A 20,664-nucleotide genomic window follows, 5' to 3' on the forward strand; every position below is an offset into this window, starting at 1 on the left:
CCTTGGGCGCGGCCCGGGTCACAGCGTTTGCAGGAAGTCGACGACCGCGTCGATTTCCTTGTCAGTGAGAATGTGGTTTCGTCCGAACGGCGGCATCACCGTGAGGGGATTTCGCTTGGTCTGGTCGGTGACGATCGCCACGAGGTCGGCGCGGTTCGGATATTTTTTCTTGATGTCGGTGAGGGCCGGCCCGACGTTCCCGGCCAGGTTGCCGCCCTTGAACTCATGACAGGTCAGGCAATTGCCCTTGCTGCGATCGAGCGCGAGCTTCTGCCCTTCGTCGGCGGCGGACTGCGCCCGCACAGGACAAGACGTGACGGTGACGGTGAGCAGCAAGGCTGCCGCCAGCGCCGGCAGAAAGACGGACTTCGTCAAAGGGACTATCGTCAAAGGCGTTTCCTGCGGTGCTCTATTGATTGCATCGTTATCCGGCGCCCGCGCCGTTACGCGGGGTAAGGGCTTTGCCTTCCGCCGTGAACTTAATTTTCACATCCCCGGCCTTTGCACAAGCGCTCATGCATGGCTTGCTGCCGTGCCAGGTCTCGGTTCGGTTCCGGCGGAGCGATCACGACAGGAGGCATTGCCGACCGGCAACGCCTGTCGCATTGTTCACGAGCCCCTCGGCAGCATGAAGGATGGCGCCTTATGATCGACTACACCGTCGAATTCGGCAAGGACGGCCGGCACGGGGAATCCGATGACCGTCTCGACGCCGCTGCGTTTCATCGCAACCATGCCGCGATCTGGGCGGTGCTCGAAAAATTCCTGCGCGGCAAGACCGGCGACGTGGTCGAGGCCGGCAGCGGCACCGGGCAGCATGTCGTTTTCTTCGCGCAGCACGCGCCCGGCGTCACCTGGTGGCCGAGCGATCTCAACGACAATCATCTGCGGAGCATTGCGGCGTGGATCGCTCACGAAAATCTCGCCAACGTCCGCCCGCCACTGCGGATCGACCTGTCGAATCCGCAGTGGCGGGCGGAGATGAGCGACAGTCACGGACCCGGCGCGCTGCTCGCGATATTCTGCGCCAATGTAATCCATATCGCGCCGTGGCGCGTCGCCGAGGGCCTGATCGCGGGCGCGGCACGCTATCTGAGGCCTGACGGGCGGCTGTTTCTCTACGGGCCGTTCAAGCGCGGCGGCAAGCACACCGCGCTCAGTAACGCTGTGTTCGACACCAGTCTGCGCGACAACAATCCCGAATGGGGCGTGCGCGATGTTGACGAGATGGCGGTGCTGGCGCAGCACAATGGTTTGAAGCTAGCGGAGCTTATCGACATGCCGGCCAACAATCTCATCCTGACGTTTGAACGACATGCAGGATGACGACTGCCGCGCTGTTGTCCCTGCGGAAGCGCTCGCGTCGGTCAACGACCTTGTGTTCCTATGGTGAGGGGCGAACGCGTCTCTAGCGTTTTCGAGCGAAGCATGTCCGCGGGCTTGACCCGAGGATGGGTGCCGGTTCGCGTGAAGAAACGCGTCAAATCAAGATCATGGAGCCCCGCTTCTAATTCCATCAGAAGCGGAAAGGCTCTATGCCTCGCGCTGGCGCATCAGATCGTCGAGATCGAGCCGGCGCGTGAACATCGCGAGGCCGCCGTCGGTATCACGCGGCCATTCCTGTTGCGGCCGATCCCAATAAAGCTCGACACCGTTCTGGTCGGGATCGCGCAAGTACAGCGCCTCGCTGACGCCGTGATCGCTGGCGCCATCGAGGGCAATGCCGGCCTCGCGCACCCGATGCAGCGCGTCGGCCAGCGCGGCGCGCGTCGGATACAGGATCGCGGTGTGGAACAGCCCGGTGGTGCCCGGCGCGGGAGGCGAGCCGCCCTTGCTTTCCCACGTATTCAGTCCGATGTGATGATGGTAGCCGCCGGCGGAAATGAACGCGGCTTGGTCGCCGTAGCGTTGCGTCAATTCGAAGCCGAGCACGCCGCAGTAGAAACCGAGCGCGCGTTCGAGGTCGGCGACCTTGAGATGCACATGCCCGATCCGGGTGCCGGCGGCGACGGGAATCGATGCATCGGGCATGGCGCGCCTCCGTAGCTCAAGCCTTCACCGGGCTCGGCCCGGTGTCCCCTCTATTTGTGGAGGCATCGACGCGGATCAAGCCCGCCTGTGACATCGATGCAATCGGCTCCTCGCGCATCGCTTACCGTAACGGCGGAGCGTACATGATGCCGCCGGCGTTCCAGAGCTGATTGAGGCCGCGCGGAATCTTCAGCTTCGAGTCGGCGCCGACATTACGGTCGTAGACCTCGCCGTAATTGCCGACGTGGCGGATGATGCGCGCCGCCCAATCCTTGGTCAGCCCGAGAGCCTCGCCATACGCTCCCTCGGTGCCGACCAGTCGCATCACATCGGGCTTCTTCGACTTCATCGCCTCGTCGATGTTCTTCGAGGTGACGCCGAGTTCCTCGGCATTGACCATCGCATAGAGCGTCCATTTGACGATCATCATCCAGTCGTCGTCGCGCTGCCGGACAACCGGCGCCAGCGGCTCCTTCGAAATTACATCGGGCAGGATGAAGCTCTCGCTCGGCTTGGTCAGCCGCAGGCGCATCGCGTACAGTTGGGCAACGTCGGAGGTCACTACATCGCACTTGGCCTCGTCATAGGCCTTCAGCATGTCCTCAAGCTTCCCGAACTTGATCTCCTCGTATGTCAGGTTGTTGGCCTTGAAGTAGTCGGCAAGGTTGAGTTTCGTGGTCGTGCCGTCCTGCACGCAGATCTTGGTGCCGCCGAGGTCGAGCGCGGAGGCAGCCTTGCGCGAGGTGCGGACCATGAAGCCCTCGCCGTCATAATAGGCAACCGCCGGGAAATAGAGGTCGAAATTGGTCTCGCGCGACATGCTCCAGGTCGAATTGCGCGCGAGAATATCGACCTTGCGGCTTTGCAATTCCTTGAAGCGTTCGTCGGCGGCGAGCGGGACGAACTTCACCTTCGCCGGATCGTCGAAGATGGCGGCGGCGACGGCGCGGCAGAAATCCACGTCGAAGCCGGACCAGTTGCCCTTCTCATCCACATTCGAAAAGCCGGGCAGGCCGGTGTTGACGCCGCACAGCACGGCGTCGCGCCGGAGTGTCCGTTTCAGGGTCTTGGTGTCGTAGCGCTCGTAGGTGACCGCCATCACCGCGATGGCGGTAGCGATGGCGAGGCCTATCAGGAGACCGCCTCGAAATGTCCGCATGGATAGCCCCTCTCGCAATATCGGAAAATGCCGGCGCGAATGACGTAACGATTAAGTTAAAGCTTGGGTTTTTGCCGCACGATCACGCGCGTGCCGACCGGAACGCGGTCATAGAGATCGGCGACATCGGCATTGACCAGGCGGAAACAGCCCGACGAGATCGCAGTGCCGATGGTGTCGGGGCGGTTGGTGCCGTGGATGCGATAGACCGTGGTGCCGAGATACATCGCGCGCGCGCCGAGCGGATTGCCGGGGCCACCCGCCATGAAGCGCGGCAGGTAAGGCTGGCGCTTGATCATTTCCGGCGGCGGGGTCCAATCCGGCCATTCCGCCTTGCGCGTGATATTGAGGATGCCCTGCCACTGAAAACCTTCGCGGCCAACGCCGATGCCGTAGCGAATGGCACGACCGTTGCCTTGAATGAGATAAAGATGGCGTTCCGCGGTCTGGATGATGATGGTACCGGGCGGCTCCGTGGTCCGGTAGAGTACCACCTGCTTGCGGTATTCCGGGTCGAGTTGGAACGAATCGTCGGCGATCAGGCCGGGCTGGTCGCCGACGTCAGCCTGCCGTTGCTGTGCAAAGCCGAGCGTGGCCGAGAGCAACAGGCCGGCCACAGCAGCAACCGCCGGGGTCAGGTGCCGAAACCCGATCATCGCTTGTCTCCTCGCTGGAATTTGCGGCCGCTGCTCGCCGCCAGAGTTTTCGTCAAATCATGTACAGCATAAAATCTCAGGCGGCGCGATGGCAAGCGAGCCCAGGTGTCCGCCGGGAATCTTAAAGTTTTCAGAAAACAGCGCCGCGACGCCTCCGGCTTCACGTCGGAGCGACCTGGAGTCCGCGATGGTCACCGCAAGCGCTGCGCCCGCAATGCAGACCGGCCCGGAGGGGTATTCCACCCGGCCCGCTGGAGCTTGGGCTCGCAAACCGCCGCCTAGGCCGCAAGCGTTGCGACGCCCGCACCTTTCAGAAGCTCGGCGAGCTGCTTGCGGGCATAAAACATGCGGGTCTTCACGGTGCTTTGCGGAATGCCGATGATCTCGCCGGCCTCCTCGACCGTTTTCTCATGATAGTAGACGAGGTGAATGATCTCGCGATGCGCAGGCGACAGCTTGGCGATGCAAGCGCGCAGAATGGCGCTGACGTTGCTGCGATCGAGCGAGGTCTCCGGCGTGTCGGCGCCGTCGGCGATTTCGCGGACATTCTCCTGGTCGATATCCTCGTGGCGGCGCTGACGTAGCGCGGTCAGCGCCTTGAAGCGGGCGATCGAGAGCAGCCAGGTCGACACCCGCGAACGGCCTTCGAACTGGCCGGCGGTACGCCAGACGTCCAGGAACACCTGGCTGACGATGTCTTCCGCCGCGGTCGCGTCGCGCAGGCTGCGCAGCACGAAACGGTAGACCCGGACGTTGTGGCGTAAATAGAGTGTATGCATCGCCGTGCGGTCACCGTCGGCAATCCGCTCAAGCAGCATCTCGTCTGTGGTCGCCTGGGCCGCGATAATGCCTTGGCGGGCGGCCGCGTTGATCGCAACGACGTTTTGCATGACTGGTTGCATGACTGGCTCCCCTTTTTTCGTTTGACCGATTGTTAGCCGTCCAGGGTTTCAGGACGTCTGCACGACAAGCGGAAAATGGTTTCGCGGAAGGGGAATTGTTTCGTCCGGCCGCCGCCGACGAAACAATCGGCGACAAAATCCCGGCGCCATTTCGCAAAAGCGGACACCGACTTTGATGGTGTGGAACGGCCCTTCGAAGCGGCACCGAAGGTGCTTATCGTGGTGATGCGAACCGCCACGAAACAAAAGGAACCGTTCCCATGGAGAAGATTATCACGATCGGCTTAGACTTGGCCAAGTCGGTATTTCAGGTCCACGGCATTGCCGACGACGGGAGTATCGTCGTCCGCCGAGCCTTGCGGCGATCGCAGGTGCTGGACTTCTTCCGCGCTATCGACCCGTGCCTTGTCGGGATCGAGGCGTGTGCAAGCTCGCACTACTGGGCGAATGCCATTGGGCAACTCGGGCATACGGTCAGGATGATGCCGCCGACCTACGTGAAGGCCTACGTCAAGCGAAGCAAGACCGACGCTGCTGATGCCGAGGCGATTTGCGAAGCAGTATCGCGGCCCACCATGCGCTTCGTGCCCATCAAGACCCCCGCCGAACAGGCAGCCTGCATGGTGCTGAGGACCCGTGAACTATTCGTCCGTCAGCGGAGCCAGACGGCGAATGCAATGCGTGCTCATATGGCTGAGCTCGGCATCATCGCCGCCGCGGGCATGACCAGTATCGCGAAGCTCATCCTGGTCCTGCGGGACGCAGAGGACACGCGTCTCCCAGTCGCGGCTCGGGCAGCGCTCCTCGAGATGGCCGAGCAAATCGAGATGCTGACGGCACGTATCGAGAAACTCGATACGAAGATCATCGCGACAGTGAAGGCAGATGAGACCGCCTGGCGACTGACCAGCATCCCAGGCGTCGGACCGATCATCGCCGCGACAGTCCGAGCCACAATTCAGGATCCCACGGTATTCAAAACGGGCCGCGATCTTGCTGCCTGGATCGGAATTACTCCGCGAGCTAACTCCAGCGGCGGCAAGGAGCGGCTTGGCCGAATATCAAAACAGGGAAATAAACAGTTGCGCACGCTGCTGATCGTTGGCGCGACATCGATCCTGAAGCAAGCTCGCAGAGGCGTAAAGCTGCCCTCGTGGATCATCTCGCTGATGGCACGGCGACCATATAAGGTCGTAGCCGTCGCGCTGGCCAACAAGATCGCCCGCACGATTTGGGCGCTTCTCGTCAAAGGCGGCACGTACCAAGCACCCGCGATCATGACGAGGGCATAGAACAAAAGGAATTCCGGCGTCTCGCGCTGGGATCAAGCGGCAAGGTGCCAAAGCATGATGAACCTGAGGGACGATACCTCGATGCCGACCAGACCGTCTGACGCACTGCGCCTTCGAGCGCGTGAATTTGATTAGGCGATCGGTATCGCGGATCTCATCGTGGCCAGCGGTTAAGGACCGCGCCAATTAGGCCGGACATATGACTGCACCGTCCGACGGCGATTTATGCGACGAATACCTTGCTAACCGGGCCGTTCCACATATGCGATCAGAGTATGTGCAAGGTATTGATTGAGAGCATTTTCTTAACGCTAACCGGATGCCACTTAGCCGGAAAATGCTCCGGTCATTTGGCCGTCGTTAGACTTTAGCCGTAGAGACCGGCTTTGAGCGCCCTGTTGGAGCTCGTTTCGGTGTCGAAACGCCGTCCGCACCCGCAGACCCGCAATCGGGCTCAGGCCTTGTCGCCTGAGGGTGAAAACAGATAGCCGCCGCCCCGGATGGTCCGGATCACCGCCGGCCTCGCGGGGTCGGGCTCGATCTTGCGCCGGATCCGCATGATTCGCAGATCGATCGCGCGATCGAAGGCTTCGCTGTCGCGGGCATTGGCCAATTCCAGCAGCCGCTCGCGCGACAAAACCCGCTTCGGGTTGGCGGCGAAGACTTTCAACAGGCTGAATTCCGACGCCGTGAGCGGATGTTCGTTGCCTTCGTCGTCACGCAAGGCCTGGGCCTCGAGATCGAGCCATTTGACGCCGAAGCGGACGAGCTGCCCGGCCGTGGGTTTGGCGGCTGCGGCGTCCGGCGGCGCGGTCTCCGTCTTCGGCGCGCTCCGCCGCAGGACCGAGCGGATGCGCGCCATCAGTTCGCGCAGCTCACAGGGTTTTGCCACGTAGTCGTCGGCGCCGAGTTCAAGACCGACCACGCGATCGATCGGGCTGGCCGTCGCCGTCAGCATGATCACCGGCACGTTGGTGCGGCTCTTGAGGTCGCGAATGATCGACAGGCCGTCCTCTTCCGGCATGTTCAGATCGAGTACGACGAGATCGGGCGTTGCGGTGCCGATGGCCTCGCGCAGGCTCTTGCCGCCATCGCACAGCGTAATCGTAAAGCCGTGCATTTTGAGATAGTCGCCGACCATTTCGCGGGCGGGCGCCTCGTCGTCGACGACAATGATATGCGGGTTCCGGCTCATGTCAGACCATCGCGGGCAGGATGATGGTGAAGGTCGATCCCTGTCCGGGGCCGCTGCTGTCGGCGTTGATCTGGCCGTCATGCATGTCGACGATCCGTTTCACGATCGACAGGCCGAGGCCGGTGGAGCTTTCGCCGGCGGTGGGTTTTGCCGACAGCCGCTGGAAGCGGACGAACAGCCGCCCCAGGTCCTCCGGCGACAGGCCGGCGCCCTCGTCGGTGACACGGATGATGGTGGTGTCGGCGTCGTGGTCGACCAGCAGCGTGATCCTGCCGCCGACCGGGCTGTACTTGATGGCGTTGCTGACGAGATTGTCGATCGCCTCGCGCATCCGGTCCTGGTCGCACATCGTGATGCGTCCGGTGGGGGCCGAGACGGCGATGGTCTGCTGCTTGTTGACCGCGGACGGCTGGTTGGCTTCGGAAACCTCGGCGACCAGCGCCGCGACGTCGACCGGCTCGCGCCGGATGGTGATGTCGAAGGCGTCGGCCATGGCGTCGGAAATCAGATGATCGACCATCGTAATCAGACGCCTGGTGGCGTCGCGAATATGATCGACCTGCGAGGTGACGGTGTCCCGGGGGGAGTCCGTACCGATCAGTTCGGACAGCATTTCGGTGCGGCCCATGATGACGCCGAGGGGATTTTTCAGATCGTGCGCAACGGTGCCGAGAATCTCGTTCTTGAATCCGTTGGCCCGCTGCAGCCGCAGCCATTGCGTGGAAAGCCTGCGATTGGCCTGCATCAACGCGCGGGTGCGCTGCGCGACCCGGTCTTCGAGCCGCGTGTTGGCGTCCTGCAATTGCTGGTAGAGGATCACGTTGTCGAACGCGATCGACAGCCGGCTGCCGAAGATTTCGACCAGCGACCGGTCGGTATCCGACAGATCGCGCTCGGCCTGCAGCAGCACCACGACCTCGCGGCCGCTACCGGTGCGAATATAGAGTACGGAGCGGTGATCGACGAATTCGTGCTTGCGCCGCCTGAAGGCGGCTTCGACCATCTGTTTGAGATCGGAGTCGAGCGATGTCTGTCCCGCGACCCCGATGAAACGGCTGTAGCAGCCGGATCCGGCCAGTACCGAAAAGTCGTCGTCGATCGCGCCGCCGTCGCGCAGCACCAGAATGCCGGCGCAGTCGACGTTCAAGAGCGAGGCAATCTGCGTCAGAACACCTTCGGCGAGACGCTGCATCGACTTGAAATCATAGAGCGTCGAGGCGGCGTCGATGACGATCTCGAGGCCGCGGCGGGTCTGCACCATGCGCTCGAGCTGCTGATAGCTGCGCAGCGCCGCGGTCAGCGAGGTGAACAGTTTGTCGGCGGTGAGTTCGGTTTTCGCCTTGTAGTCGTTGATGTCGTGGTCGACGATGACGCGGCGCTCCGGCGCCTGTCCGGGCTGTCCGGTGCGCAGGATGATGCGCACGGTTTCGTTCTTGAGCTCGTTACGGATGAACGCGACGAGGTCGAGGCCGGCGGCATCGGTCTCCATGATGACGTCGAGCAGCACCGCGGCGATGTCGGGATGCGCCCGCATCAGTTCCTGCCCCTCAGCAGCCGAATAGGCCGACAGGATGTCCAGAGTCTGGCCATTGAGGCTGTAGTCGCTCAGCGCGAAGCGCGTGCCCTCGTGCACGGCCCGATCGTCGTCGATCACGGCGATCTTCCACTTGCGTGCCGCCGAAGCTTCCGGGCGATCGGCTTCGGAATCGTCGATCAGGTGGAGGACGTCATCCTGGTCGGCCATTACGTGGTCCCGCTGTCTGTTTCACCCCTGCCCGCGCCACCGGCGGCGGCTCGCGGCATGATAATGCGAAAAGTCGTACCTTGTCCCGGCTCTGACTCCACCATCATCCGGCCACCGAGCTGCTGGGTGACGAGATTATAGACGACATGAAGCCCAAGGCCGGTGCCACCCTCATTGCGACGCGTGGTGAAGAAGGGATCGAACGCTTGCCGCTGGACGTCCGACGTCATGCCGACGCCATTGTCGGCAAAAATGATCTCGATGTCACCATTGGCGCGCGGTCTCGCCGCGATGGAAATCGTGCCGGACCGTCCGTCCGGAAACGCGTGATTGGCGGCGTTGAGAAAGAGGTTGGTCAAAATCTGCCCGTATGAGCCGGGAAAACCGTCGATAATCAGACCTTCCGGGACGTCGACGGCGATACCGATCGGAGACCGCTTGAGCACCGGGCGCAGGCTCCTGACGATCTGGTCGGTGGATTCACCCAAATTGAACTGGCGGCGTTCGGCATGGGACCGGTCGACGGCGACCTGCTTGAAGGACTCGATCAGCTCGCCCGCGCGGTGCAGGTTCGCCACCAGTTGCTGGGCGGCATCGCGGCAGATCCGCACGAACTCCTCGAGCTGCGACCGCCTCAGCGGCGCCGCAGACCGCAGCTCGGTGTCGAAGGTGTCGGCGCGTCGCGCGAAACTCGACGCGACAGTCAGGCTGATTCCGATCGGGTTGTTCACCTCGTGCGCGACGCCTGCGACCAGCCCGCCGAGCGCGGCAAGTCGCTCCGCGTCGATCAGGTTCCGCTGCGCCGCGTTCAACTCCAGCAGGGCGCTTTCGGCTCGTTCCTTCGACGCCCGCAATTCGTCCTCGGCATCGCGCTTGGCGATGGCATTCTTGCGGAACACCTCGACGGCGCGCGCCATGGCGCCGATTTCGTCCCGCGCGTCGGTGCCGGCGACCTTGCGATCGTAGTCGCCGGACATGATCGCGCGCATCGATGTCATGATCTGCCGCAAAGGCAGACGGATGCTGAGCGCGATGATGACGCCCGCGACGACGATGATCGCGAGGAAGATCGCGGCGATCCACAGCATCTTGCGGGAGATATCCGCGAGCGTATGGTCGAACGTCATTTGCGCGCTCTGCTCGCGCTGTCGCATCTTGACCGACAGGCCGTCGATCGCGCCGATGGTCTCCGCCTGGCTGGCGTCGATGGAGTTGCGCAGCAGGTCCGTCCGTTTGGCGAGCAATTCGGCAAGGTTTCCAATGCCGTCGTGCAGCGCGGAAGTCCGGGATTTGAGCCGCCGCAGCGCATCGCGCTGGAGATCGTTGTCCGAAAAATCGATCATCGCCGGAATGGTGCGCTCGATCGCATCGGCACTCTTGCGGACCTCGTCCGCGCTGGTCGAAGCCGGCGCCAGATAGTAGGCGTTCGCGGCCACCAACATCGCGGTGAACGTCTCGCGGGATTTCCCGAGTGTCGGCCAGATCCGGGCCTCGCGGCGACCGGTCGCGCCCTCGATGATCGAGTAGAGTCCCGCCATGTCCTTGGCGGGCGCCAGGATCTGGTCCTCGTAGGTTTTGGTAATCGCTGTCTGCAATGCGCGCAGTTCCCCGAAGCCGCTGAGAAAACGTTCGGTGGCGCGCTCCAGCTCATTGACCGAGCCCGACAGCATCGGGTCGGTCGAGGCGCGCGTGCTCAAGGTGCCGAGGACGGCCTCGCGCAACAGCAGGATTTCCGCAAACAGATCGGGGCTGGGCTGGTTGATGTAGCGGTGGATCAGATTTTGCAGCCGACCGGTCTCACTCTCGAGAACCGCGAGGATCTTGTCGGATTTCCTGACCTGACGCACGTCGTCCCACGCAGACCCCAGGGTCTTGGCGCCGCTCCATATCAACAGCGCCAGCACCAACACCACCGCAGAATTCAACGCCGCGATCGAGAGAATGCGCCACCGGATCGGAATCGCCCGAACCAGCCCCACGATGCCCGAGCGGCCCTGCGCCGCCAGACCTTCCTGCTCCTGCTGTTCCGCACCTGTGCCGTTCCGGGACTCGGCCAAGGCCAAGTCACTGACCTTGCCGATTCGTGCGATGTGGCTTGTCGTCTGCAGTCCGCACTGTGCCTTCATCGAGTCGTGCCTTTATAACTCCGGCGACAGCGGCTTCAAACGACTGCCAGAATAAGGACTGCCAGGCGACGACTTTAGCGCCCGCAAGCTTGGTCTGTCGATGCGAGCCGGCCTGCCCGGAAAGCCACGACATAACGGCGCAATGGGGCACCGGCGCTTGTCCCCTTTGATGGAGTCATCCGTCGGGAGAAAAGGTTCAACGCGATGGAGCCTCAACCTGGTCGCTTGATAACGGCCGCCTGCCGCGCCGGTCGTGAATTGCAGCGGCCGCGCGTTGGTCCTATCAGAAACGCATGACAGCGGGGCAGCCCCGGCCCCGCCGTGTGCGGAGGGCAAGGCACGATGCGAACACCGGCATGGAGACTGGCGCTGCTGTTCTGCGCGGTGCAATTCACTGCCGCACTGCCGCACTGCCGGCTCCGGCACGCGCCGTCACCGAGATCGCGTGGTGGCACGCGATGTCCGGCGAACTCGGCCGGCGGCTCGGACGGCTCGCCACCGAATTCAACGGGTCTCAATCCGAGTACCGGATCGTGCCGACCTACAAGGGCAACTACACCGAGACGGTGACCGCGGCGATCTTCGCGTTCCGCTCGCGGAGCCAGCCGGCGATCGTGCAGGTCAACGAAATCGCCACCGGCACCATGATGGCGGCTCAGGGGGCGATCTATCCGGTCTTCGAGCTGATGCGCGACGAGGACGAAGCGTTTTCCCCGGCGGCCTATCTTCCGGCCATCACGGGATACTATGCCGATGTCGCGGGCAACCTGCTGTCGTTCCCGTTCAATGTCTCGACCCCCATCCTCTATTACAACAAGGACCTGTTCCGCACCGCCGGTCTTGATCCCGAGAGGCCGCCGAAGACCTGGCCGGAGGTCGGCGAAGCCGCGAAGAGGCTGCGCGAGGCCGGGGTCGCTTGCGGCTTCACCACGTCGTGGCCGTCATGGGTCAATGTCGAGAGTTTTCTCGCCTTGCACAATCTGCCGATCGCAACGCGCGCCAACGGGTTCGGCGGGCTCGACGCCGTCCTCATTTTCAACAATCCACTGATGGTCCGCCACGTTGCCCAACTCGCCGAATGGCAGAAGACCGGAATTTTCGACTATAGCGGCCGGGGAACGGCTGCCGAGCCTCGTTTCCAGCATGGCGAATGCGGCATCTTCATGGGCTCTTCGGCGACCCGCGCGGATATCATCGCCAATTCCAAATTCGCCGTCGGCCAAGGCATGCTGCCGTTTTGGCCGGATGTCGAAGGCGCGCCGCAGAACACCATCATCGGCGGCGCCACATTATGGGTGCTGCGCGATCGCCCGCGCGAGGAATACAAGGGCGTCGCAAAATTCTTTGCCTATCTGTCGAAGCCCGAAGTACAGGCAGCCTGGCACCAGCACACCGGCTACCTGCCGATTACCCGCGCGGCATTCGATCTCACCCGCGCGCAGGGCTTTTACGATCGCAATCCGGGGTCCGCGATCGCGATCGAACAGATGACGCTGAAGCCGCCGACCGAGAATTCAAGGGGGTTGCGGCTCGGGTCGTTCGTTCTGATCCGCGCCGTCATCGAGGACGAACTCGAACAGGCCTTCAGCGGCAAGAAGAGCGCGCAGGCCGCGATGGATTCGGCGGTGGCGCGCGGCAACAAGCTGCTGCGCCAGTTTGAGCGCACCAATCCGTGACGAGTGTCGGGCAGTCGTTACGGTTGCCATTGCCAGGCATGGCCCATTCCAGAAACGGCGTCGCTTCCGCTTGCCTATGCGAAGAACGGAGTCGCTTCGCTCGCCTATGACCCGGCAATCCATCCCTTTGAGACGATGGATGCCCGGATCAAGTCCGGGCATGACGACGTCTGATTCCATCAATACGATCAGTCCTCTCGGACTCGTGCGCGCCTATTCCTTCTTCGGCTCTTTCGACATCCGCTCGAGGCGCTCCTGCATCTCTTTCATCTGACGGCGAAGATCCTCGATATTGTCGCCGGCATTATTGTCGCCTGCATTTGAGGCGTCAGGCGTTTTCTCCGGTTCGGGCGCGGCGGTCCCACTGCGCGGCGGCACGAACGGCTTGAACATCGAGAATGTGCGTTCGAACAATTCCATGTTGCGGCGGACATGCTCTTCGAGCGGCGCGAAGGGGGTGCCGCTGAAGGTGCTGGTCATCTGCTTGCGAAACTTCTCCTGCTCGCGGGTCAGCATGTCGATCGAGCGTTCGAGATATTTCGGCACCACCATCTGCATGCTGTCGCCATAGAAACGGATCAGCTGCCGCAGGAACGTGGTCGGGAGCAGATTCTGTCCGGCCTTGTTTTCCTGCTCGAAAATGATCTGCGCCAGCACCGAGCGGGTGATGTCGTCGCCGGTCTTTGCATCGAAAACGAGGAAATCCTCGCCCTGCTTGACCATCGTCGCGAGATCTTCGAGCGTCACATAGGTGCTGGTGCCGGTATTATAGAGTCTCCGGTTTGCATATTTCTTGATTGTCGTTGGTGTCTCTGATTTCGCCATAGGTCCCACACGTCCATCACACCGAGGACAAGAAACCCCGCCGGCGTCCACGATGGGGTTAACAAGTAGCGCATTGCAGCAAAGTAAGCACTTTCGGCACGCTTCGGCTACCGTTTTATGAGGGACAGTCAATTCCAAAGCACAGAGACTGCTCAGGAATATGCCCGGGCGCAACTTGGCCATTGGCGCGATTGACACGCTCTCGTGAGGGTGAATTGACACACTCCCGTGAGGTTAACAGGATAGAACCCAGACACGGGGTCGTCGGCGGCCCTCGTCCAGTTTCAAGTCACTCAAGTTTCAGGAGGTGTCCATGTCAGACGATGTCGTCATCGTCAGCGCCGCCCGCACCCCGGTGGGAAGTTTCAACGGTGCGTTCGCCACCACGCCGGCCCATACTCTCGGCGCTGTCGCCGTCAAGGCCGCGTTGGAGCGGGCGGGTATCGAGCCGGGACGCGTCTCCGAGGTTATCCTGGGCCAGATTTTGACCGCGGCGCAGGGCCAGAACCCGGCGCGGCAGGCGTCGATCGCCGCCGGCGTTCCGGTGGAAATCCCGGCCTGGGGCGTCAACCAGCTCTGCGGTTCGGGGCTGCGCACGGTCGCGCTCGGCTATCAGGCCATTCTCAACGGTGATTCGGACATCGTTGTCGCCGGCGGACAGGAATCCATGAGCATGGCGCCGCACGCCCAGTACCTGCGCGGCGGCGTCAAGATGGGCGGCCTCGAACTGATCGACACCATGATCAAGGACGGCCTGTGGGATGCGTTCAACGGTTACCACATGGGCAACACCGCCGAGAACGTCGCCCGTCAGTACCAGATCACCCGCCAGCAGCAGGACGAATTCGCCGCCGGCTCCCAGAACAAGGCGGAAGCCGCGCAGAAGGCCGGCCGGTTCAAGGACGAGATCGTGCCGGTCACCGTCAAGAATCGCAAGGGCGATATCGTCGTCGACACCGACGAATATCCGAAGTCCGGCGTGACGGTCGAAACCATCGCCAAGCTGCGCCCGGCCTTCGAGAAGGACGGCACGGTGACCGCGGCCAACGCGTCGGGAATCAACGACGGCGCCGCCGCCGTGGTGCTGATGTCAGCCGGGCAGGCGGCGAAAGAGGGCAAGACCCCCTCGCCCGCATCGTCTCGTGGGCTCATGCCGGCGTAGATCCGAAGATCATGGGCACCGGCCCGATCCCGGCGTCGCGTGCCGCGCTGAAGAAGGCGGGCTGGACTATCGACGATCTCGACCTGATCGAGGCCAACGAGGCCTTCGCCGCGCAGGCCTGCGCCGTCAACAAGGACCTCGGCTGGGATACCTCCAGGGTCAACGTCAACGGCGGCGCCATCGCCATCGGGCATCCGGTCGGCGCCTCCGGCGCGCGCGTGCTGGTGACGCTGCTGTACGAAATGCAGAAGCGCGACGCCAAAAAGGGCCTCGCCACGCTGTGCATCGGCGGCGGCATGGGTATCGCCATGTGCGTCGAGCGCGGCTGAACCGATGAAGGCGAACGGATGGCGGACATGGTGTCACCGCAGTTCACACTGACAATAAAACGCCCGGTCTCGTGCCGGGCATTTTTATCTGCAAGGCTTTTGTTTCAACGATCGGATAATTCCGCCTTTAAGCCGATAGCGTTTTCGAGCGAAGCATATCCTCGGGCTTGACCGAGGATGGCTACCGGTTCGCGTCAAGAAAACGCGTCAAACAAAAAGCTGGAGCCCGGCTTTGATTCCATCAAAGCCGGAACAGCTCTAGGAGGATGATGCGATGGCTAGAGTAGCACTGGTGACGGGGGGAACGCGGGGTATCGGCGGCGCGATCAGCAAGGCGCTGAAAGCCGCCGGATACAAAGTCGCGGCGAGCTACGCCGGCAACGATGCCGCGGCGGAGAAGTTCAAGACGGAGACCGGCATCCCCGTCTACAAATGGGACGTCACCTCCTTTGAGGCCTGCACCGAGGGCGTCAGGAAGGTCGAGGCGGAACTCGGCCCCATCGAGGTGCTCGTGAACAATGCCGGCATCACCAAGGACGGCGCCTTCCACAAGATGACGCTGGAACAGTGGAGCGCCGTCATCAACACCAATCTCGGCTCGCTGTTCAACATGACGCGCCCGGTGATCGAAGGCATGCGCGCGCGCAAGTTCGGCCGCATCATCAACATCTCCTCGATCAACGGCCAGAAAGGCCAATTCGGCCAGGTGAACTATTCGGCGGCGAAGGCCGGCGACATCGGCTTCACCAAGGCCCTGGCGCTGGAGAACGCCAAGGGCGGAATCACGGTGAACGCGATCTGCCCGGGTTACATCAACACCGAAATGGTGCAGGCTGTGCCGAAGGACGTCGTCGAGAAGAGCATTCTGCCGCACATCCCGGCAAACCGTCTTGGCGAGCCCGAGGAGATCGCGCGCGCGGTGGTGTTCCTCGCCGACGACGACGCCGGCTTCATCACCGGGTCGACGCTCTCCGTCAACGGCGGGCAGTATCAGGCGTGATTTCTTCCCTTACCTCGTCTTGTTTTTACGGGGAGAGGTCGCTCGCGTAGCGAGCGGGTAAGAGGCTCTTGAGGATCGCTGAACTGCTGACAAGCAAGCCGTCATGCCCGGCCTTGTGCCGGGCATCCACGTCTTTCAAGCATTCCAACGGAAAAGACGTGGATGGCCGGGATATCTGCGCGAAGACGCGCTTTGCGCTTTGGCCCGGCCATGACAGAGAATTTTCATGACCTCCCGCACCGCCACGCTCATCGGCCTCACCGCCATCCTGATGTGGTCGCTGCTCGCGGTGATGACGGTCGCGACCGGGCGCATTCCCGCCTTTCAACTGGCGGCGATGACGTTTGCGATCGGTGGCCTCGCCGGCTGCGCGAGCTGGCTGTTCCGCCCCGAAGGCGCCCGCGCGTTGCAACAGCCGCCGGTGGCGTGGCTGGTCGGGGTCGGCGGGCTGTTCGGCTATCACGCGCTGTATTTCATCGCGCTGCGGCTGGCGCCGCCCGCCGAAGCCGGCCTGCTGAATTATCTCTGGCCGCTGCTGATCGTGCTGTTTTCGTCGTTGCTGCCGGGCGAGCGGCTAGCGCCGCACCATCTGATCGGCGCGATCCTCGGGCTCACTGGGACGGTGCTGCTGGTCGCGGGCAACACCTCGATCCAGTTCGAACGCACCCAGATGTCGGGTCTCGCGGCGGCGTTCATCGCGGCGTTTGTCTGGGCGGCGTATTCGGTGCTGTCGCGGCGGCTGGCCTCGGTTCCGACCGACGCGGTCGCGGGCTTCTGCCTGGCGACGGCCGTGCTGGCGGCGGTTGCGCACATGCTGGTGGAATCCACGGTGTGGCCGGACAGCGGCGCGCAGTGGCTCGCGATCGCAGCACTCGGCATCGGTCCGGTCGGTCTCGCCTTCTATGTCTGGGACATCGGCATGAAGCGCGGCGACATTCGCGTGCTCGGCGCGGCTGCCTATGCAACGCCGCTGCTCTCGACCACGTTCCTGATATTGGCGGGTTTTGCCAAGCCGACCGCGGCGCTTGGCGTCGCGGCGGTGCTGATCGCGGGCGGCGGATTGATCGCGGCGAAGGACATGATCTGGAAATAGCGTTTTCGAGCGAAGCACGTCCTCGGGCCTGACCCGAGGATGAATACCGGCTCGAGCAAAGAAAACGCGTCAAAACGGAAACCTGGAGCCGGCTTTGATCTCATCAAAGCTGGATATTCCTATTTCCCGCCGCCGCTCACGTCTGCAGCGCGGCAAAGTGCCCGCGCCGCTGCAGCCAGGCCAGCAGGATCAGGCTTGGCAGCGCCACCAGCATGCAGATCACGAAGAACAGCGGCCATCCGGTCGCCTCGGCGACGAACCCGGCGCTGGCGGACAAATAGGTTCGGCCGACGGCGGCAAGCGCCGTGAGCAGGGCATATTGGGTGGCGGTGTGCAGCGGATTGCGGCACAGCGCCGAGAGATAGGCGACGAAGATCACTGTGCCGATGGCGCTGGTGAAATTTTCCGCCGTGATCGCGAACGCCAGCGCCCATTGATTGACGCCGGCCAGCGCCAGCCACGAGAATGACAGGTTGGCCACCGCCTGCAAAATGCCGCCGATCCACAGGCTCGCCGCCAGCGGATAGCGCCGCGCCACGAACCCGCCCGCGAAACCGCCGATCAGGGTCGCGGCGAGACCGACGCCCTTGACGATGGCGGCGTAGTCGTTGCGGGTGAAGCCGAGGTCGATGACGAAAGGCGCGGTCATGGTGCCGGAGAACGCGTCGGTGAACTTGAACAGCACGATGAAGGCCAGCACCGCCAGCGCGTCCTTCCTTGCGAGAAACTCGGAGAATGCGCCGATCGCGGCGTTCATGACGCGTGCAAAACCGCCCTCGGCCCGCGTTGCCTGCTCGGCGCGTACGGATTGCTCGGGCTCGGTGGCGGCAAGCGCGGTGATGGTGCCGATCAGGACCATTACCGCCATGCTGACATAGCCCCATGACCACGCCGCGGCGCGGACCAGCCCCGTCCCTTCAAACGCGCTGACCATGAAGAGAGCGCCGGCGGTCGAGACCAGCATGCCGATGCGATAGGCGGCGACGTAGCCCGCCATGCCGGCGGCCTGCTCGCTTTCCGGCAGGCTCTCGACGCGAAAGGCATCGACCACGATGTCCTGCGTCGCCGATGTCGCAGCCACGAGCAGCGCGCCGAGCGCGACGAACCACGGCGCCTTCACCGGATCGGTCGAGGCCAGCAGCAGGATCGCCGCGATCAGAAGCAGTTGCGAGAAGACGAGCCAGCCGCGGCGGCGGCCGAACCGCCGCGTCAGCAGCGGAATGTGCAGGGCATCGACCAGCGGCGCCCACAGAAACTTCAGCGTGTAGGGTGTGCCGACGAGGACGAACAGACCGATGGCGCGCAGGTCGATGCCGGACTCCGTCATCCATATCTGCAGCGTCGATCCCGACAACGCCAGCGGCAGGCCGGACGAGAAGCCGAGCAGCATCACAATGAGAACGCGCGGTTGCAGATAGACCGCAATGCTCTCGCGCCATGACGCGCGCGGGGCGGCGTCGGATCCATTCGGCGGGGCGACGGTGGTGTCCGGAGCAGTCATGTCGCATGTGCTAGCAGATTCGGCCTCTTTCCCCTCTCCTCTTGTGGGAAAGCGCGAAAGCTTACTCACCCGCCTGGATTTTGCGGCCGAACTGCGGCGGATACAGCTCCGGCTCGCCGGGCTTGACGATCCGCGGCGTCTCCGTAGCTGCCTCGTCCTTGCTGAAATCGAGTTCCTCGATCCTCACTGCGCGCTTGTCGATCTTGCCGACCGAGATCAGGACCTGCCTGACATCCTCGCTGACCTGATCGAAATGGCTGCCGAGCCTGCTGACCCGGTCGCGCAGGCGCTCGACGTCACCCATCATGCTCATGACCTCGGTCCGCACCTTGTCGGCGGCATCGCGCATCCGCGCGTCCTTGAGAAGCTGCTGCATCACCTGGATCGCCAGCATCAAAAGCGATGGCGACACCAGCACGATCCGGGCGCGATAGGCCTTCTGGATCACATCGTCGAAGGCGTCATAGATCTCGGCATAGACCGACTCCGACGGCACGAACATCAGGGCGTTATCCTGGGTCTCGCCCGGGATCAGGTATTTTCCGGCGATATCGTTGACGTGTTTCATGACGTCGGCGCGCAGCCGCTGGCTTGCGAACTTCCTTTCGTCGTCGGTGCGGGCGTCGTGGAGCGCCGTCATGGCCTCCAGCGGGAATTTCGCGTCGATGCAGAGGGGGCGCTGGTCGGGGAGGAAGATCACACAGTCCGGCCGCTTGCCGTTCGACAGCGTGTACTGGAAGGCAAACGAGTCTTTCGGCATGCCGTCCTGCACGATCGCTTCCATCCGCGCCTGTCCGAATGCGCCGCGCGACTGCTTGTTGGCGAGCACCTCGCGCAGCGTCGTCACCTGCGCCGTCAGGTCGGTCAGGTTCTTGTGCGCATTGTCGATAATCCCGAGCCGCTCGTGCAGCACGCGCAGGCTGTCCATGGTGTTGCGCGTGGTCTATTCCATCGACTGGCCGACCCGATGGGTGACCGAATCGAGCCGCTCGCTGACGGCGCGCGCCATCTCCGCCTGGCGCCCCGCGAGCGCCCGACCCATGGCGTCGACGCGGCCGGTGGCCTCGGCCTGCGCGCGCATCATGTCGCCGAGACGGTCCTCCAGTTCGTCGGCGCGGCTCGCCTGCGCCAGCGCCATTTCGGTTCCCCGGCGACCGGAGCGCGCGATCACAATGGCGATAATCAGCAGCAGCACCAGCGCCAGCGCGCCGAATGCGATCAGCACGCCGCCTGCTCGCACTGGTACGTCGGCCAGCATGAAAAGGATCTGGTTCATCCGGCCCTTGTAGCCGATTCGGCGGCCGATACGAACAAAGAGAGAACATATTGGGTTAACGAAAGCCCGATTTTTATGGTTAACACATGCTTAACGACCCGAAATCGCCATGGATTGACCGCGGCAGACCGGGGGATTACATCGCCCGCCATGGCTATTCGCGAAATAATCATTCTGCCGGACAAGCAGTTGCGTCTGGTTTCGAGGCCGATCGAAACGGTCACGCCGGAGATCCGCAAGCTTGCCGACGACATGTTCGAAACCATGTACGACGCACCGGGCATCGGGCTTGCCGGCATCCAGATCGCGCAACCGTTGCGCATCATCACCATGGACCTCGCCAGGCGCGACGAGGAGGGCGAACTCACGCCGCGGCCGCGCATCTTCATCAATCCGGAAATCCTGTCGGCGTCCGAGGAACTCTCGACCTACGAAGAGGGCTGCCTGTCGATCCCCGAATATTACGAGGAGGTCGAACGGCCGGCGCGGGTGCGTGTTCGCTTCACCGATCTCGATGGCAAGGTGCACGAGGAGGATGCCGAGGGGATCTACGCCACCTGCATCCAGCACGAGATCGACCATCTCAACGGCGTGCTGTTCGTCGATCACATCTCGAAACTGAAACGCGACCGCGTGGTGAAGAAGTTCACCAAGGCTGCGAAGCTCGCCGCGAAATAGTCTCGCAAACAGATCGGCT

At 63.0% G+C, this 20,664-nt stretch carries 16 protein-coding genes and 2 pseudogenes; 7 read left to right on the forward strand and 11 right to left on the reverse strand.

The window, feature by feature from the left end; translation table 11 throughout:
* Positions 1 to 18 precede the first annotated feature (18 nt).
* Complete coding sequence (gene soxX / locus NHAM_RS18855) at positions 19 to 357, reverse strand: sulfur oxidation c-type cytochrome SoxX (RefSeq protein WP_049769445.1); 339 nt, start codon at positions 355 to 357, stop codon at positions 19 to 21.
* Between the two features lie 288 nt (positions 358 to 645).
* Between soxX and NHAM_RS18860 the strand changes: the two genes are divergently transcribed.
* Entirely contained in the window at positions 646 to 1,326 is a 681-nt protein-coding gene (locus NHAM_RS18860; protein ID WP_011512045.1) for a DUF938 domain-containing protein, read from the forward strand.
* 207 nt (positions 1,327 to 1,533) lie between these two features.
* Here the strand turns inward: NHAM_RS18860 and NHAM_RS18865 are convergent, their stop codons facing one another.
* From NHAM_RS18865 to NHAM_RS18880, 4 genes are all read right to left on the reverse strand, one after another.
* Positions 1,534 to 2,031: a VOC family protein gene (locus NHAM_RS18865; RefSeq protein WP_011512046.1), complete on the reverse strand. Its 498-nt coding sequence runs from the start codon at positions 2,029 to 2,031 to the stop codon at positions 1,534 to 1,536.
* Positions 2,032 to 2,152: 121 nt separating this feature from the next.
* Positions 2,153 to 3,190 carry an amino acid ABC transporter substrate-binding protein gene (locus NHAM_RS18870; RefSeq protein ID WP_011512047.1) on the reverse strand — a complete coding sequence of 346 codons (1,038 nt, stop codon included), beginning with the start codon at positions 3,188 to 3,190 and terminating at the stop codon, positions 2,153 to 2,155.
* A 56-nt stretch (positions 3,191 to 3,246) separates the two neighbouring features.
* Entirely contained in the window at positions 3,247 to 3,846 is a 600-nt protein-coding gene (locus tag NHAM_RS18875; protein WP_011512048.1) for a L,D-transpeptidase, read from the reverse strand.
* Positions 3,847 to 4,124: 278 nt separating this feature from the next.
* A complete protein-coding gene (locus NHAM_RS18880) occupies positions 4,125 to 4,736 on the reverse strand; it encodes a sigma-70 family RNA polymerase sigma factor (protein ID WP_041359258.1) in 612 nt (203 codons plus the stop codon).
* A 272-nt stretch (positions 4,737 to 5,008) separates the two neighbouring features.
* On the opposite strand from NHAM_RS18880, the gene NHAM_RS18890 reads away from it, so the two are divergent.
* A complete protein-coding gene (locus NHAM_RS18890; RefSeq protein ID WP_011508717.1) occupies positions 5,009 to 6,040 on the forward strand; it encodes an IS110 family transposase in 1,032 nt (343 codons plus the stop codon).
* Positions 6,041 to 6,494: 454 nt separating this feature from the next.
* On the opposite strand, the gene NHAM_RS18895 is transcribed toward NHAM_RS18890, so the two are convergent.
* From NHAM_RS18895 to NHAM_RS18905, 3 genes are read right to left on the reverse strand one after another with little or no spacing between them, the layout of a single operon-like run.
* Positions 6,495 to 7,235, reverse strand: a complete 741-nt coding sequence (locus tag NHAM_RS18895; RefSeq protein WP_011512050.1) for a response regulator — start codon at positions 7,233 to 7,235, stop codon at positions 6,495 to 6,497.
* A 1-nt stretch (position 7,236) separates the two neighbouring features.
* Positions 7,237 to 8,979, reverse strand: a complete 1,743-nt coding sequence (locus NHAM_RS18900; RefSeq protein ID WP_011512051.1) for an ATP-binding response regulator — start codon at positions 8,977 to 8,979, stop codon at positions 7,237 to 7,239.
* A complete protein-coding gene (locus NHAM_RS18905) occupies positions 8,979 to 11,105 on the reverse strand; it encodes a sensor histidine kinase (RefSeq protein ID WP_011512052.1) in 2,127 nt (708 codons plus the stop codon). The genes NHAM_RS18900 and NHAM_RS18905 overlap by 1 nt, the downstream gene beginning before the upstream one ends.
* Before the next feature lie 356 nt (positions 11,106 to 11,461).
* Here NHAM_RS18905 and ugpB point away from each other — a divergent pair, with 356 nt between their 5' ends.
* The gene (gene ugpB / locus NHAM_RS18910) at positions 11,462 to 12,781 is read left to right on the forward strand and encodes a sn-glycerol-3-phosphate ABC transporter substrate-binding protein UgpB (protein WP_157043684.1); all 1,320 of its coding nucleotides are present in this window, start codon (positions 11,462 to 11,464) and stop codon (positions 12,779 to 12,781) included.
* A gap of 213 nt (positions 12,782 to 12,994) precedes the next feature.
* Here the strand turns inward: ugpB and phaR are convergent, their stop codons facing one another.
* Entirely contained in the window at positions 12,995 to 13,606 is a 612-nt protein-coding gene (gene phaR, locus NHAM_RS18915; protein ID WP_011512054.1) for a polyhydroxyalkanoate synthesis repressor PhaR, read from the reverse strand.
* 313 nt (positions 13,607 to 13,919) lie between these two features.
* Between phaR and NHAM_RS18920 the strand changes: the two are divergent.
* The 3 genes and pseudogenes from NHAM_RS18920 to yddG all read left to right on the forward strand — a co-directional run bounded on the left by NHAM_RS18920 (position 13,920) and on the right by yddG (position 17,190).
* Positions 13,920 to 15,097: pseudogene (locus tag NHAM_RS18920) on the forward strand (acetyl-CoA C-acetyltransferase).
* Between the two features lie 274 nt (positions 15,098 to 15,371).
* On the forward strand, positions 15,372 to 16,097 hold the full coding sequence (gene phbB, locus NHAM_RS18925; RefSeq protein ID WP_011512055.1) for an acetoacetyl-CoA reductase: 726 nt from the start codon (positions 15,372 to 15,374) through the stop codon (positions 16,095 to 16,097).
* Positions 16,098 to 16,323: 226 nt separating this feature from the next.
* A complete protein-coding gene (gene yddG, locus NHAM_RS18930) occupies positions 16,324 to 17,190 on the forward strand; it encodes an aromatic amino acid exporter YddG (RefSeq protein ID WP_011512056.1) in 867 nt (288 codons plus the stop codon).
* Positions 17,191 to 17,326: 136 nt separating this feature from the next.
* Here the strand turns inward: yddG and NHAM_RS18935 are convergent, their stop codons facing one another.
* Together NHAM_RS18935 and NHAM_RS18940 are read right to left on the reverse strand one after the other, a co-directional pair.
* Positions 17,327 to 18,691 carry an AmpG family muropeptide MFS transporter gene (locus NHAM_RS18935; RefSeq protein WP_011512057.1) on the reverse strand — a complete coding sequence of 455 codons (1,365 nt, stop codon included), beginning with the start codon at positions 18,689 to 18,691 and terminating at the stop codon, positions 17,327 to 17,329.
* A gap of 61 nt (positions 18,692 to 18,752) precedes the next feature.
* Positions 18,753 to 19,967: pseudogene (locus NHAM_RS18940) on the reverse strand (DNA recombination protein RmuC).
* Between the two features lie 150 nt (positions 19,968 to 20,117).
* On the opposite strand from NHAM_RS18940, the gene def reads away from it, so the two are divergent.
* The gene (gene def, locus NHAM_RS18945) at positions 20,118 to 20,645 is read left to right on the forward strand and encodes a peptide deformylase (protein ID WP_011512058.1); all 528 of its coding nucleotides are present in this window, start codon (positions 20,118 to 20,120) and stop codon (positions 20,643 to 20,645) included.
* Positions 20,646 to 20,664: the final 19 nt, after the last annotated feature.

Origin of the sequence: Nitrobacter hamburgensis X14 (assembly GCF_000013885.1) — a bacterium.
In the GTDB taxonomy this organism is placed as follows: domain Bacteria; phylum Pseudomonadota; class Alphaproteobacteria; order Rhizobiales; family Xanthobacteraceae; genus Nitrobacter; species Nitrobacter hamburgensis.